This window comes from Paenibacillus sp. Pae15 (assembly GCF_024519685.1).
GTDB lineage: Bacteria > Bacillota > Bacilli > Paenibacillales > NBRC-103111 > Paenibacillus_G > Paenibacillus_G naphthalenovorans.
In genome coordinates this window covers 50,500-64,862 of sequence record NZ_JALJRM010000018.1, presented here as the reverse complement: position 1 = coordinate 64,862, position 14,363 = coordinate 50,500, and the positions used below count along the sequence as shown (strand labels likewise).

Sequence of the window (14,363 nt, the reverse complement as noted above, 5' to 3'; positions counted from 1 at the left end):
CGGGGAATAAAAGCTTATGACTTCACCGAAACCGAGACGAGGAACGCCCGATTTCTTGCTGCTGTTTTTGACGTTTTCGCTCGTGTGTTTTGGTTTGGCATTCGTATTTAGCGCAGGCATGGCTTACAGGTCAAGCGAGCCTTGGTATTTGGCAATCCGCCAGGCATTCGCCATCGGTCTTGGAACGGTGGCCATGTTTTTCTGTATGAATATAGACTACCGCAAGCTGCAAAAATGGATCGTTCCGTTTTTAGCCGTTACCGTTTTCCTGCTGCTGTTGGTGCCGATCATAGCCCCGGAAAGAAACGGTGCGCAAAGCTGGATATATATCGGCAGCTTTGGGCTTCAACCGACGGAATTTGCCAAATTGGCGGTTATTCTATACTTGGCCGCCATTATCAGCAAAAAGGGGGATCGGATCCGTGACTTTAAACGAGGACTGGTTCCTCCCTTGGTCGTAGTAGGTTTCATTGCCGCGCTGATTATGCTACAGCCGGATTTGGGCTCAACGATGATACTTATCCTGTCTGCCTTGCTTGTCATCATCGTGGGCGGAGCCAATCTGAAGCATGTTTTTTATCTTGTCGGAGCCGCTGCCGGAGCATTGTCCGTCGTCATTGCTATTTATTTTATGAAGACCGGCGGTGACAGCTACCGAATCGCCCGCTTTACCGCCTTTCTGGATCCTTGGTCGGATCCGCTTGACTCCGGGCATCAGCTCATTCAGTCGCTTTATGCGTTCGGTCATGGGGGACTGACAGGCGCCGGCTTTGGCCAGAGTATACAGAAGCTGCATTATTTGCCTGAAGCTCACAACGATTTTATTTTTTCCATTATCGGGGAAGAGCTTGGATTTATCGGAACCTCTCTCTTTTTACTGGTGTACCTGGCTTTTTTGCTAAGAGGACTCATTGTAGCTCTCCGATGTAAGGAAACCTTCGGTACCCTGGTGGGTGTAGGAATCGTAGGAATGATAGGGATTCAGGCGTTCATCAATATCGGCGGAGTAACCAACACGATTCCGATGACAGGGGTAACGCTGCCGCTGATTAGTTATGGCGGCACTTCCATGCTGATGACGCTGATGAGCCTCGGAATTCTGCTAAGCATCTCCAGAGAGCATAATAAACCGGAAAAAGAACGCGATATGAAAAAGAGAGCCTGACAAAAGGCTCTCTTTTGGTTATTTAACCCGGTTGTGCGGATCTTCCACTGCTGCCGTCTCTTCCTCCCGAAAGGCTACCCCTTCCACCTTCACATTGACCTCTACGACGGATAAGCCCGTCATATTCTCTACCGCCTCGCGGACGTTTTCCTGCAAATCACGGCAAACTTCATGAATCCGGCTTCCATAGTTGACAATCACTCTCAAATCGATTGCCGCTTCCACTTGACCCACTTCAACCGAGACGCCCTTTTGGACGTTCTTTCCGCTCAAGCGCTTGGCCAATCCTTCCGAAATGCCTCCCGACATGGCGGCGATCCCTGGAGTTTCGAGTGCGGCTAGTCCTGCAATCGTCGCCACAACATCATCTGAAATACGGATAAGACCTGTTTGAATGTCTTCGCTCAAGAGGATCACTCCTTCAAGGATTATAGCTCTATTGTAATAACTTCCCACACGGAAAGCAAATGCGCCGTATCCGATCGGATCCAATGAACTGACCTTCAACTTTAAATCGCCTTTACCATGCCTCCGTCCACATAGAAGACAGAACCGGTCATGTAGCTGTTGCGCGGCGATAATAAGTAGGCAGCCATCGATGCCAGCTCCTCCGGCTCACCGTAGCGTCCCAGCGGAATGTCCTTGATCATGTTCTCCTGTATGTCTTCCACCGTTTTTCCTTGCCGGGAAGCATTGAAGGAATCCAGTTCGATGAGCCGGTCGGTCATAATTCGTCCTGGACACACCGTATTCAAGAGGATGCCGTCCGGACCCCATTCAATCGAGAGCGTCTTCATTAACCCGATGAGTCCCGTGCGCAGGGTGTTGGATAGTACAAGGCCGGGAATCGGTATCTTCACGGAAGACGACGCAATCGTAACGATCCGTCCCCCCTGTTCCTTCATTAATGGATGAAACCCTTTCACCAAACGGACGACGCTCATCAGATTCAGCTGGATGGCATGAAGCCAGGCCTCTTCATCCAGCGACAAAAAACTGCCGCCCGGCGGGCCGCCTGCGTTGCATACCAGTGCGTCCACCTGTCCGAACCGATCCTGGGCTTGCTGTACAAGCCAAGAGATTTGTTCAGGGCTGCTCAAATCCATACCCAAACCGGTGGCTTCCACGCCATACTTCTGCGCAAGCTGTGCGGCGACATCACAGATCGCTTGTTCATCCCTGCTGCACAGCAGCAAGCTGGCGCCTTCCGCTGCCAACTGCTCGGCTATAGCTCGTCCCAATCCTTTGCTGGAAGCGGTAACAACCGCTTTTTTTCCCTTCAGCCGCAAATCCATTCGAATGCTCCTCCTTTTGCCGATAACGGGATATTTGAGAATAGGTTTTGATCCATTCAGGTATACTTTACCACATGAGGTGATAATGATGAAACGCCACGGTTTTGCCATTTGTCTAATTTTGAGTTTTGCGCTTAGTGCGGCGGTGCATTATGTTGGATCTCCCGCATTCAATCCCACGCTGCAGTTTTTGATTGCGGCGGTCGCCATTATATTTGCCGCCGGCTTTCTCGGCAAGGCGACCGAAAGCGTGGCTCAATACGCGGGAGAGCGGCTGGGCGGTTTCCTGAACGCCACTTTCGGCAATGCGGCGGAATTGATCATCGCCATATTTCTAGTGAAGGATGGGTTATTCAATACCGTTAAAGCAAGCATCACCGGATCGATCATCGGGAATATGCTGCTTGTTCTGGGGCTCAGTGTTCTGATCGGCGGATTGAAATACAAGGAACAGCACTTTAATGTGAAGCTCGCCGGTCACAATGCTTCCCTGATGCTGCTGGCGGTCATCGCCTTGTTCATCCCCGCCGCTTTCACCCGAAGCCTGACGACAATGGAAACGCAAACCTTAAGCATTATCGTCTCCGTTATTCTGATCGTTGCCTATTTGCTGTGGCTGTTTTTTTCCATGATCACGCATAAGACCGAGCTGTCAGACCAGGCTCTGGAACACGGAGAAGCGGTATGGTCCAAGGGAACATCCGTCCTGTTTTTACTGCTTGCCACCACGATGGTGGCTATCGAGAGCGAATGGCTGGTGAGCACGCTGGAGCCCTTCAGCCATCAGTACGGTCTGTCCGACCTGTTTGTCGGCGCCTTCCTGATCGCCATAGTAGGCAACGCGGCAGAGCACAGCGCAGCGATTATTATGGCCCGCAAAAATAAAATGGGCGCCGCTGTGGAAATTGCCGTCGGAAGCAGTCTGCAGATCTCGCTCTTCGTCGCACCGGTGCTTGTCCTTTTATCGCTGTGGTTTGGCAACCCTATGAACATTATATTTACTGTCTATGAGCTTGTAGCTATCGGCGTGGCCGCCATCATCGCTACGTCGATCTCAAGGGATGGCAGCACCACCTGGTATGAAGGCGTCCTGCTGCTGGTGGTTTATCTGATCCTCGGGATTGCATTTTACTTGGTGTAAAGGCCGCATAATAAAAAAAGAGTAACCTTCGGACGAAGGTTACTCTTTATTTTGGTTCATGGCTTCATACAGCTCGGCCAAATTGCGTTCGAGCTTCATCAGGATATGCTTACCGGCTGCCTCATTGATGAGTTCGGCTCGAATAGCGAAATCGATTTCTCTGGACAGCCCGTAAATCTGCGTATCTAATACCTCTTCATAGAGAGGACATTTGCGCGTAGTCAAGTTTTCCATTTGCACTTCAATCAGCTTCTCAATCTTGTCCGCATCCTCCTGAAGCAGATTCAGCGCTCTCTGCGACAAGCTGAGCAGCACATCCGATGACATGAAGCTTCCCCCCTGTAATACGCCATGAAGCGAAACCCGGCTTACCATTTTCAAATTCGTTTCGCCCTCCCGGTTCTCCCGAAATGACGCGAATGGATATCATTCACGCTTCATAATTCAATTTTAGTCGAAAATGGCGGAATACACAAGTCATAGAGGAAGAAAAGGCATTTTCCGCCGTGCGGAAATGCCCCTCCTTGTTTCGCATCGCTTTGTTGTTAGTCCTGAATGCTATTGATCTTCAGTCCGTGCTTCTCAAACACCTCGGCCATGGCTTTCTTCGCTTCCTCCGCATCAGGACCGTGGACGTGAAGGTCGTAAGTGCCGGATGCAAGCAATGTGGTAAACAAGCCAAGAATGCTCTTCACATCGATATATTTATTGTCATACTGCAAAACGATTGAAGATCTGAATTTATTTGCTGTTTGAGAAATTTCCACGATTGCCGCATTGTTTGCGTTAGGCATAACAATCCCTCCAAAATAATACGTTGTTTTAGCTTATGATACATGGGAAGAGAATAACATGCAACTACATTTTCACACCCGGTTATTTTAAATTTTCAGGGTTTAAGCCCATTAGTTCAGGAATGACGAACCGGCCGTCCTTGCGGATCAAACGGTCGTCAAAATAGATTTCTCCACCCCCGTACTCGGCCCGTTGAATCAGCACCAAATCCCAGTGAACGGAGGAACGGTTCCCGTTATCCGCCTGCTCGTACGCTTGCCCCGGCGTAAAATGAAGACTTCCGTCGATCTTCTCGTCAAACAGCGTATCCTTCATCGGGTGTAAAATATAAGGGTTAAAGCCCAGACTGAATTCACCGATATATCTTGCTCCTTCATCCGTATCCAACACTTCCAGAAGACGGGCGGTATCGTTCGCCGACGCCTCTACGATTTTTCCGTGTTCAAATCGGAACGTGATATTCTCGAACGTTACTCCGGAATAAACGGACAGAGTATTGTAGGCGATGATACCGTTCACCGAATCCCGCACCGGAGCCGTATACAGTTCCCCGTCCGGTATGTTCCGGCGGCCGCAGCATTTGACCGATCCGATTCCGCGAATCGAAAACGTAATGTCCGTTGCGCCCGGCCCTGTAATGCGGACACGGTCGGTTTTATTCATCAGCTCCTGGAGCGGCTCCATCGCATCGGCCATTCTGGCGTAATCCAGATTGCATACATCAAAATAAAAATCTTCGAACCGCTCGGTGCTCATACCGGCCAATTGAGCCATGGAAGCGTTCGGATAGCGCAGCACCACCCATCGCGTCCGCTTGACCCTCTGCTCCAAATGAACTTTTTTACGATAAATTTGATTGTACAGCTTCATCTTTCCGTCCGGCACATCGGAAAGCTCGCTGACATTTTCACCCGACCGAATGGCGACATAGCAGTCCATCTCCTTCATTCGCTGAAGGTCCATATTCGCCCAGTGTTCCATCTGCTCTTTTGTAGCCGAACGCAGCACAGCCGCGCGAATGCTGTTATCCGCCAGCTCTATATACGGATACCCGCCCCTGGCATGAACTTCCTCTACCAGACATTTAACGATTTCACGCTCGGAACCGACCATTTCGATCAGTACCTTCTCTCCGGCTTGAACGTCCAAAGAATAGCCGACGATATTGCGGGCTAACTGCTGCAGTCTCGGATCGCGCATAAACCTCTCTCCTCGTATAGTATTTCCATTCGGGGAAATTCGTCTCTCTCTTGGCACCAGTCCGGCCCGTTTGAGGCTGAGGATACCAAACGCATTCGTTCCGGCAACCGATTCCTGCGGTACTACCTGGTTGAAGCTGCCAACTCGGTGAAAAACCGCGATCCGGAATTCGGCGAGTACTACCGGAAGAAGTACAACGAAGTACCCAAGCGCCAACACAAACGCGCCCTCGTCTTAACGGCAAGAAAACTTGTGCGTCTGGTCGATGTGCTGCTACGCAACGGCCAACTCTACACGCCTCGAAGGAAGGTGACAACTGCGAAGGATTAGCGCCTCCTTTGCCAAAGTCCTTCACGGATTCCCAGTTAAAATCTGGTAATTGACTCGATTTTCGACTGGGTTTAGTTTGGTGCTGCCATTTTCCCTGACTCCTGCGCTCTGCAGCCAAGAAAATTTCCAATTCTCACGAATCAGGGACTTGACATCTTACCGTTGGACTTTTTGACGGTCTACATTCCATTTTCGTTTTTCATCCACTTATTTTTGAATCGGTTGCCGATCACGATCATCACGGCGAACGCCGCCAGAAGGACCAAGAGCCGCCCCTTATATCTGGCAAAATGCAGAAGATCGTGCCCGATCAATGATTCGAGCCATATCATCGGCGCTTTACCGATAAGGGTTCCTGCAATGAAATCTCTCGCCCTTACTTTCATCACCGCCGCGCCATAATTGATCGCGAAGGACGGGAGCACCGGTATCAAGCGGCTTAAGGCAATGAACAGCATGCCGCGCCGTTCCAGCTGCGCGTTAAGCTTTTCGATATTTCTGTATTTCACCAGCTTTTTCTGAACCCAGCTTCTTCCATAGTGCCTGGCAGCATAAAAGGCGATGACCGCGCCGAGGCAGGCACCCAAATAATTAATGGCCAGCCCGCCCCATAACCCGAATAACAGAACATTCATCCCAGCCACAAGCACAAATGGAACAAAAGGAAAAACGGTCTGCAGTACGGCAAGCAGCGCACCTCCGAGATGACCGACGACACCATACGAATTCAGAACGTCCGACATGTGCTGAACATTCCATTGCCCCAATGCTGTAACCTCCCACTTCAAGCTTTTCCCATTGTATCAAAAAAAGAAGAGATTCTCGAACGGGATTGCAGCTTGACACAGCCCTGTTATATCTTATAAAATTAATTGTCGAGAATAGGCATGCCACCGGGACTTTACCCGAGTATGCTTATTGTGGAAGCTTGTGTCACCCTCTGTTGATTTTGTTGCCGACGGGACCGCGGCTGGTTTTTTCCCTTCGGACGCCACATGGGCATGAGAAACAAAGTCGGGCACACGCTTCACCCGTTATTAAAACCAAAACTATCTTACTTTATGAACAAAGGAGCACTCTAATCCATGTCACGTTACACTGGTCCTAAATTTAAATTAAGCCGCCGTCTCGGCATCTCCTTGAGCGGTACCGGCAAAGAATTGAAACGTCCTTTCCCGCCTGGCCAACACGGCCCGGGTCAGCGCAAAAAAATCTCCGGATACGGTTTACAGCTGCAAGAAAAACAAAAGCTGCGCCACATGTACGGTCTGAACGAGAAGCAATTCCGCAACCTGTTTGACAAGGCAACTAAAATGCAAGGTATCGCCGGTGAGAACTTCATGTTCCTGCTCGAAAGCCGTTTAGACAATCTGGTTTACCGTCTGGGTCTGTCCAACTCCCGTGCAGGTGCCCGTCAGCTCGTTGCTCACGGTCACATCACGGTAAACGGCAAAAAAGTAGATATCGCCTCTTACCTCGTAACGCCTGGCGATGTGATCGGCCTTCGCGAAAGAAGCCGCAACCTGTCTGTTGTTAAAGAAGCTTTGGCTAACCGCAACTACCTGCCGGCTTACCTTGAGTTCGACGAAAACGCAATGGAAGGCAAATATGTCCGCCTGCCTGAGCGTGCCGAGCTTGCTCAAGAGATCGATGAAAAGCAAATCGTCGAGTTTTACAGCCGTTAATCTTAACGATACGAAAAAACCTTGGCTCTTCTTCGGAAGAACCAAGGTTTTTTGTTGTTTCAGCCAAGCTTGATTTTGGCGAATTTACGCTTGCCAACCTGTACGATTTCGCCGCCTTCGGGCGTCAGCTCCTCGTTCGGGTCAATGATCTTCCGTTCGTTCACCTTCACTGCGCCCTGCTGTACGCTCCGTCTTGCTTCGCTGTTTGAGCTTTGCAATCCCAGCGTCACAAGCAGCTTGGCGATCCGGATTTTCCCGCCCTCGAGCGCTTCAGGCGGAAGCGTTACCTCTTCAATATCGTCCGGCAGCGCCCGCTGCTGAAATACGGTTACAAAATGCTGCTGTGCATCGTCTGCCGCCTGCTCTCCGTGATACATGCGGACGAACATGTGAGCCAGACGCATTTTGGCGTCGCGAGGATGGATCGTGCCCTGTGCGATACCCTCACGCAGCTGCAGCAGCTCCTCGTTCGAAATATCCGTGGCCAGCTCGTAATATTTGAGCATCAATTCATCCGGTACAGACATCGCCTTTCCGTATATTTCGTTCGGCTCTTCATCGATACCGATATAGTTGCCGAGGCTTTTGCTCATTTTCTGTACCCCGTCAAGGCCTTCAAGCAGCGGATTCATAATCGCAATTTGAGCGGGTAAGCCATATTCCTTCTGAAGCGTTCGGCCCATCAGCAGATTGAATTTCTGGTCGGTTCCTCCGAGCTCGATATCGCTTTTCAAAGCAACCGAGTCATAGCCCTGCATGAGCGGATAAAAGAACTCATGAATATGAATCGGCAAACCTCCGGCATAGCGCTTGGAGAAGTCATCCCGCTCAAGCATCCGCGCCACGGTCACCTTGGCGGACAGTTGAACGACATCAGCAAACGTAAGCGGCCCGAGCCATTCGGAATTATAAAAGAGCTGCGTTTTTTGCGGATCGAGAATTTTGTAGATTTGCTTCTGGTACGTCAAAGCGTTGCGCTTCACGTCATCTTCCGTCAACTGCTTCCGCGTTTCCGATTTCCCGGTCGGATCCCCGATGCGGCCCGTAAAGTCACCGATAATGAGCTGCACCTGATGACCAAGCTCTTGAAATTGGCGCAGCTTATGCAGCACAACCGTATGCCCAACATGAATATCCGGCGCGGACGGATCCAGTCCAAGCTTTACTTTAAGCGGTTTTCCCGTAGCAACCGAGTCGATGATTTTTTGCTTTAATTCGTCCTCCGGAACGATTTCGACCACACCGCGCCGGATGGTTTCCAATTGGCGGTTCACTTCGTTCTGCTGTTCCGCAGTCAGTTGTTCCCATTTTGTCATTTGCTTCATTCCTCCCAAGTATCAAAAATACAAAAAAACCTTCTCATCCTCAAGGGACGAGAAGGTTTAGCTCGCGGTACCACCCTAATTAAAGCGAGACAGACGAAACCTGTAGTGCGAATTCCGCTGCTAAACAGATAAACGCCAGTCTTGGCTTTCACTTCAGCAGGATAACGGGGGTTGCCCGATCGGAAGCTACCGGCCTGATACCGTATGATACGGCCATCGGGCGTTCCCTTCCGCTGCTCCGGACTGTAATTCGGTATAAGGTTAAGTACCGGTTTCCACCGTCCACCGGCTCTCTGAAAGCTTGTCTCCTTATCCTACTGATGTCCTTCAACGCATTTGGATCTGATGCAATTAAGCTTAGTTATACCATACGTTTGCTATCGGTGTCAAACGGCCCCGTTTGTGCTTGCGGCATAAGCCAAACATCATGAACAGTGATCCTGAGAGCCTAATGCCGCTGTTCGGCTTGACTCTATATGCTATAATGTTTAAGTAATGTTTTCCAATCGGGAGGAAACCGTAGTTATGGAAAAGGAACAAAAGCCTCAAAACTATAAAGAGGTTCTGCAGTCCATCGGTAAATACACGCTGCTCACTTTCAAATGGATGTTTATCGTTGGAATGATCGCCGGATTTCTCGGGGGAGGGGCCGCGTTCGGATACGTATCCGCTTTAGTCAAGGACGATCCCGTCCGCAGCAAGGAAGCCATGGTCGCCCAGATGCAAGACGATGCACAAACCGGATTCGTCTATTTTCGCGATAATACGCTCGTTGGTCAAATCCGTACGGAGGAAGACCGCCGTTTGGCCAATTTGAACGAAATTCCTCAACTGGTGATTGATGCCGTATTCGCCATTGAAGATAATCATTTTTATGAACATAACGGGGTTGACGTTAAAGGGACGATGCGCGCCGTTATCCAAAAGCTGCTGAATGAAGACGTCCAAACCGGTGGCAGCACCATTACCCAGCAGCTGGCCAGACGCGTTTACCTGTCATTAGATAAAGCCGACAGCCGGAAGGCCAAGGAAATACTGCTTGCGATGCGAATGGAACGCATTATGTCCAAGGACCAGATTCTGCTCGCTTATTTGAACAAAATTCCATACGGCAACGGTTCTTCCGGCTACAATCTATATGGGATCAAAGCGGCTGCGAAAGGGATTTTCAACATTGAAGACTTAAACCAGCTGAATGTTGCCCAAGCGGCATTTCTGGCTGGCCTTCCCCAGCAGCCGAGCAATTATTCCACCTTCAACAGCAGCGGGGTGTTCGACGGCGCCGCCTTCAAACGCGCGGTGCAGCGCCAGCAGCTGGTGCTCCGCCGAATGTTGGAGGAAGGAAAAATAAACGATCAGCAGTATCAGGAGGCACTTCAGTTCGATTTGAAAGGCTCGCTCGCTGAACGGGTGAAGAAAGCTTACTCCACCTATCCTTATTTGATGATCGAGGTGGAGAAGGAAGCCGCGAAAGTGCTGCTGAAAGCAGAACACCCGGATTTGGACCAGAAAGAAAATCCGGAGCTCTATAACGAAGAGCTCAAAGAGATTCAGGCGCAGCTCAAGCGCGGCGGATATCATATTTACACAACGATCGATAAAGAAATTTACGACTCGATGCGTGACATCGCTCAGGATCCGAAAAACTTCTCACCGGACGATAAAGTCAAAGGAATGGAACAAATCGGAGCGGTCATGATAGAAAGCAGGACAGGTGCGATTCTTGGCATGATGGAAGGCAGGGATTTCTTTAAAGAGCAGTTGAATCACGCCACTCAAGCTTACCGCCAGCCGGGGTCCACGATGAAGCCGATCGCCGCCTATTTGCCCGCCATGGAAAAAGGCCTTCAGCCCGCATCAGTGATCGATGACTCTCCGATCATCCTTAAGGACGGTACCCGGGGTTATCACATCCCGGAAAACTGGGACAACAAATATCGCGGGCTGATTACTGCCAGAAGAGCTCTCGACCAATCGTACAACATTCCGGCGATCAAACTGTTTTTGGACGTTGTCGGCATTAAGGAAGCATGGGAATTTGCCGGAAAAATGGGGATTAAATCCATCACGGAAGCGGATTATGTTGCGCAAACCGGTGTTATCGGCGGCTTAAAATACGGTGTAACGGTAAAAGAATTAACCAACGCCTATGCAACGATCGGCAACAACGGAGTTTATAACGAAGCGTACTTGATCCAAAAAATAACGGACTCCAATGGCAAGGTCATCTACGAGCACCAGTTGAATCCGTCCACCGCTTTTTCCGAACAAACGGCTTATCTCATGACGGATATGATGCGTACCGTGATTACTTCGGGAACGGCGACAGATCTGATGAAGAAATTCAAACATTATGGAAAAGTACCGATTGTCGGGAAAACGGGTTCCACACAGGACGATGCGGATGCGTGGTTTATGGGGTACACCCCGGATATTACCTTAGGCGTGTGGGCCGGGTACGAGCTGCCGATCCATAAGCTGAGCAAACAAACCGGCGGGACGAACCGCGCCAAAAATATATGGGCGCTCACTATGAACATGGCGATCGATAAGCGTCCTGAGCTGTTCCCTACCAAGAATTTCAATCGCCCGGACAATATCGTACAGATGACGGTATCCAGCCTATCAGGCAAGCTTCCGAGTCAAGCGACTATAGAGGCGGGGAAACAGGTAACGGACTTGTTTAACAAGAAATTCCTGCCGACCGAGGAAGACAATGTGCTCGTTAAACTCCCGATCATTACTTATAACGGAATCAATTATATTGCCCAAGCCGAAACCCCGGCCGATTTCGTTCAGGAGAAAATGGTGATCCGCAGGGAAAAACCGCTCAACGAACTGTTTGCAGAGCTGGAGAGCGTCATTAGCAAGCTCCCGGCAAGCCGTAAAAGAAGTTTAAGCTTCTATCGCCCGAGTGACTATGATATGGACGCACCGTCAAAGAATGATCCGAGAACAGATGACGGGAAACCCCCTGCAGCGCCGACAACTGTTGTCTCCACCCGCTCGGGAGATACAAGTGTCATTACGTTCCAGGCCAGCGGCAGCGCGGATATCGTCGGATATCGTCTCTATCGTTCTTCCAACGGCGGACCGTTCCAACGGGTGAACGGCAAAGTGGTCATTGCGGGAGAGGAAACGAAGTTTACGGACACCACGCCTGGCGCAGGCGTATTCGGATATTACATCACGGCGGTAGATGTAGCCGGCAAAGAATCCGCGCCAAGCCAAGCGGCTTATACGGATGGATCGCTGGGGCAGCCCCTATCGTCTTCGGGCAAAGAAGATCAGCCGCCGGGCTCTGATTCCGGAAGTGCGGAAAAGCCTGACCAGGTCCCCTCCGCTCCATCGGGCCTGAGCGTAAGATCCAGCGGCGGCGGGATTGAGATGAAGTGGAAAGCCAACCCCGGCAAAGACCGTGTAAATCAATATACCGTTTACTACAGCGACAAAGAAGACGGAAGCTATTCCAAAATCGGCACCGTGACCGGGGCAACACAATTCCGCTACTATGCGGTCTCGTATGAAGGGTATTACAAGGTCTCGGCAACAAACGATCTGGGGGAATCCAAGCATTCCGCGCCCGTAAAATATAAAAAGTGATACGTTGTGATTTACAGCAAACAAACCCGGTCAACGAAGACCGGGTTTGTTTATGCAGCTTTGATTTGTTATTAATCTTCAATCGTCGAGAGGTCGCCTGTCGGCAAATTGAGCTCCCATGCTTTAAGCACGCGGCGCATGATCTTACCGCTGCGGGTTTTCGGCAGCTTATCTTTGAATTCAATCTCACGAGGAGCAGCGTGCGCAGACAGCCCTACCTTAACGAATTGTGCAATATCGGCCTTCAACTCTTCAGAAGGAGTATATCCTTCCCTCAGGGCAATGAACGCCTTAATAATTTCTCCGCGCATCGGATCCGGCTTGCCAATAACGCCCGCTTCTGCGACAGCCGGATGCTCGATCAGCTTGCTTTCCACCTCAAACGGGCCCACACGCTCCCCGGCCGTGTTGATGACATCGTCGATTCGGCCTTGGAACCAGAAATACCCATCCTCATCCATATACGCGGAGTCTCCGGAAATATACCATCCCGGGATACGGAAGTACTCCTCGTATTTAGCCGGATTTTTCCATATTTTACGCATCATCGACGGCCACGGCGTCTTCACGGCCAGATTGCCCATACGGTAAGGCGGCAGTATGTTGCCTGCATCGTCGAGAATCGCCGCTTCTATACCGGGCAGCGGCTTGCCCATCGAACCGGGGCGGATCGCCATGCACGGATAGTTACAAATCAGGTGGCCGCCGGTTTCGGTCATCCACCACGTATCGTGGATTCGCTGACCAAATACCTTCAGCCCCCAACGCACGACCTCCGGGTTCAAAGGCTCTCCAACGCTAAGCACATGGCGAAGTGAGGACAAATCAAATTGCTTTACAGTCTCGTCCCCCGCACCCATCAGCATGCGGAATGCGGTCGGGGCGCTGTACCATACCGTGACCTTGTATTTCTCGATCGTCTTGTACCAGTCCTGCGGACTGAACCTTCCTCCGCGGATGACATTGGTCGCACCGTTAAGCCATGGCGCAAAAATACCGTAGGAAGTGCCTGTAACCCAACCGGGGTCGGCCGTACACCAGTACACATCCTGCTCCTGAAGGTCAAGCACGACCCGTCCGGTGTAATAGTGCTGCAGCATCGCATTATGAACGTGATATACGCCTTTCGGCTTACCCGTGGAACCGGAAGTGTAATGGATTAGAAGCCCGTCTTCGCGGTCTACCCATTCCAGCTCAAGCTCCTCGGAAGCGGAAGCCATCTCTTTATAAAAATCAACTTGGCCTTCAGCAAGCGTGATATCCTGCCCCACTAGAATGATGTGCTTCAAATGCGGCAGTTCCGCCGCAGGAACCCTCGAGAGCAAAGCAGGCGTCGTGATGATGGCAACCGCTTCACTGTCCTCCAAACGATCCTTGACGGCGGTTTCCATGAATGCTTCGAAAAGCGGTCCAACGACAGCGCCGATTTTGATCGATCCCAGCAGTGCAAAATACAGCTCCGGCGTGCGCGGCATGAAAATAAATACACGGTCGCCCTTCCCTATCCCGAGCTTGCGAAGCACGTTGCCAAAGCGATTGGACTGCAGCTTCATATCGAGGAAAGTGTATTTCTCGTCTCTTCGGTCATCGCTGTAATACAGCGCTACCTTGTCTCTCCGGGTCGAATCGGCATGACGGTCAATCGCCTCGTGGGCCATATTGACTTTTCCCGTATCCGACCAGGTAAACGTCTTTTCGACGGCTTCCCAGTTGAAGCCGGCACGCTCTTCTTCATAATTTTTCATATTGGATGATGATGATACGGGTGCAATGCTTTCTATATTCGCGCGGTCCACTACACATACCTCCCAAAATCCAGCTTAC

At 50.7% G+C, this 14,363-nt stretch carries 12 protein-coding genes, 1 pseudogene and 1 other annotated feature; of the genes and pseudogenes, 5 read left to right on the top strand and 8 right to left on the bottom strand.

Annotated features, from left to right (window positions below):
• Nucleotides 1–16 precede the first annotated feature (16 nt).
• Complete coding sequence (gene ftsW, locus NR121_RS15830; RefSeq protein WP_256831456.1) at nt 17–1,165, top strand: putative lipid II flippase FtsW; 1,149 nt, start codon at nt 17–19, stop codon at nt 1,163–1,165.
• Nucleotides 1,166–1,183: 18 nt separating this feature from the next.
• Here the strand turns inward: ftsW and NR121_RS15825 are convergent, their stop codons facing one another.
• Nucleotides 1,184–1,573 carry an Asp23/Gls24 family envelope stress response protein gene (locus NR121_RS15825; RefSeq protein WP_054818062.1) on the bottom strand — a complete coding sequence of 130 codons (390 nt, stop codon included), beginning with the start codon at nt 1,571–1,573 and terminating at the stop codon, nt 1,184–1,186.
• Between the two features lie 101 nt (nt 1,574–1,674).
• On the bottom strand, nt 1,675–2,460 hold the full coding sequence (locus NR121_RS15820) for an SDR family oxidoreductase (RefSeq protein WP_074728167.1): 786 nt from the start codon (nt 2,458–2,460) through the stop codon (nt 1,675–1,677).
• A gap of 88 nt (nt 2,461–2,548) precedes the next feature.
• Here NR121_RS15820 and cax point away from each other — a divergent pair, with 88 nt between their 5' ends.
• Nucleotides 2,549–3,601, top strand: a complete 1,053-nt coding sequence (cax, locus tag NR121_RS15815) for a calcium/proton exchanger (protein WP_256831466.1) — start codon at nt 2,549–2,551, stop codon at nt 3,599–3,601.
• Nucleotides 3,602–3,640: 39 nt separating this feature from the next.
• On the opposite strand, the gene NR121_RS15810 is transcribed toward cax, so the two are convergent.
• From NR121_RS15810 to NR121_RS15800, 3 genes are all read right to left on the bottom strand, one after another.
• Nucleotides 3,641–3,928: an Fpa/YlaN family protein gene (locus NR121_RS15810; RefSeq protein ID WP_054818061.1), complete on the bottom strand. Its 288-nt coding sequence runs from the start codon at nt 3,926–3,928 to the stop codon at nt 3,641–3,643.
• Between the two features lie 218 nt (nt 3,929–4,146).
• A complete protein-coding gene (locus tag NR121_RS15805) occupies nt 4,147–4,395 on the bottom strand; it encodes an HPr family phosphocarrier protein (RefSeq protein WP_054818047.1) in 249 nt (82 codons plus the stop codon).
• An 82-nt stretch (nt 4,396–4,477) separates the two neighbouring features.
• The gene (locus NR121_RS15800; protein ID WP_062407835.1) at nt 4,478–5,596 is read right to left on the bottom strand and encodes an aminopeptidase; all 1,119 of its coding nucleotides are present in this window, start codon (nt 5,594–5,596) and stop codon (nt 4,478–4,480) included.
• 39 nt (nt 5,597–5,635) lie between these two features.
• Here NR121_RS15800 and NR121_RS15795 point away from each other — a divergent pair.
• Nucleotides 5,636–5,926 (top strand): annotated as a pseudogene (locus tag NR121_RS15795) (transposase); the annotation flags it as partial.
• Nucleotides 5,927–6,105: 179 nt separating this feature from the next.
• Here NR121_RS15795 and NR121_RS15790 read toward each other — a convergent pair.
• Nucleotides 6,106–6,693, bottom strand: a complete 588-nt coding sequence (locus NR121_RS15790; RefSeq protein WP_054818046.1) for a TVP38/TMEM64 family protein — start codon at nt 6,691–6,693, stop codon at nt 6,106–6,108.
• A gap of 318 nt (nt 6,694–7,011) precedes the next feature.
• Here NR121_RS15790 and rpsD point away from each other — a divergent pair, with 318 nt between their 5' ends.
• Nucleotides 7,012–7,611 (top strand): 30S ribosomal protein S4, encoded by a 600-nt coding sequence (rpsD, locus tag NR121_RS15785; RefSeq protein WP_054818045.1) that lies wholly within the window; start codon nt 7,012–7,014, stop codon nt 7,609–7,611.
• Nucleotides 7,612–7,670: 59 nt separating this feature from the next.
• Here rpsD and tyrS read toward each other — a convergent pair whose 3' ends face one another.
• Nucleotides 7,671–8,927 carry a tyrosine--tRNA ligase gene (gene tyrS, locus NR121_RS15780; protein ID WP_054818044.1) on the bottom strand — a complete coding sequence of 419 codons (1,257 nt, stop codon included), beginning with the start codon at nt 8,925–8,927 and terminating at the stop codon, nt 7,671–7,673.
• Nucleotides 8,928–8,976: 49 nt separating this feature from the next.
• Nucleotides 8,977–9,276 (bottom strand) — a binding site (T-box leader).
• 185 nt (nt 9,277–9,461) lie between these two features.
• On the opposite strand from tyrS, the gene NR121_RS15775 reads away from it, so the two are divergent.
• Nucleotides 9,462–12,539 (top strand): transglycosylase domain-containing protein, encoded by a 3,078-nt coding sequence (locus tag NR121_RS15775; RefSeq protein ID WP_062407834.1) that lies wholly within the window; start codon nt 9,462–9,464, stop codon nt 12,537–12,539.
• A 71-nt stretch (nt 12,540–12,610) separates the two neighbouring features.
• Here NR121_RS15775 and acsA read toward each other — a convergent pair whose 3' ends face one another.
• Nucleotides 12,611–14,335 carry an acetate--CoA ligase gene (gene acsA, locus NR121_RS15770; RefSeq protein ID WP_062407832.1) on the bottom strand — a complete coding sequence of 575 codons (1,725 nt, stop codon included), beginning with the start codon at nt 14,333–14,335 and terminating at the stop codon, nt 12,611–12,613.
• Nucleotides 14,336–14,363 lie beyond the last annotated feature (28 nt).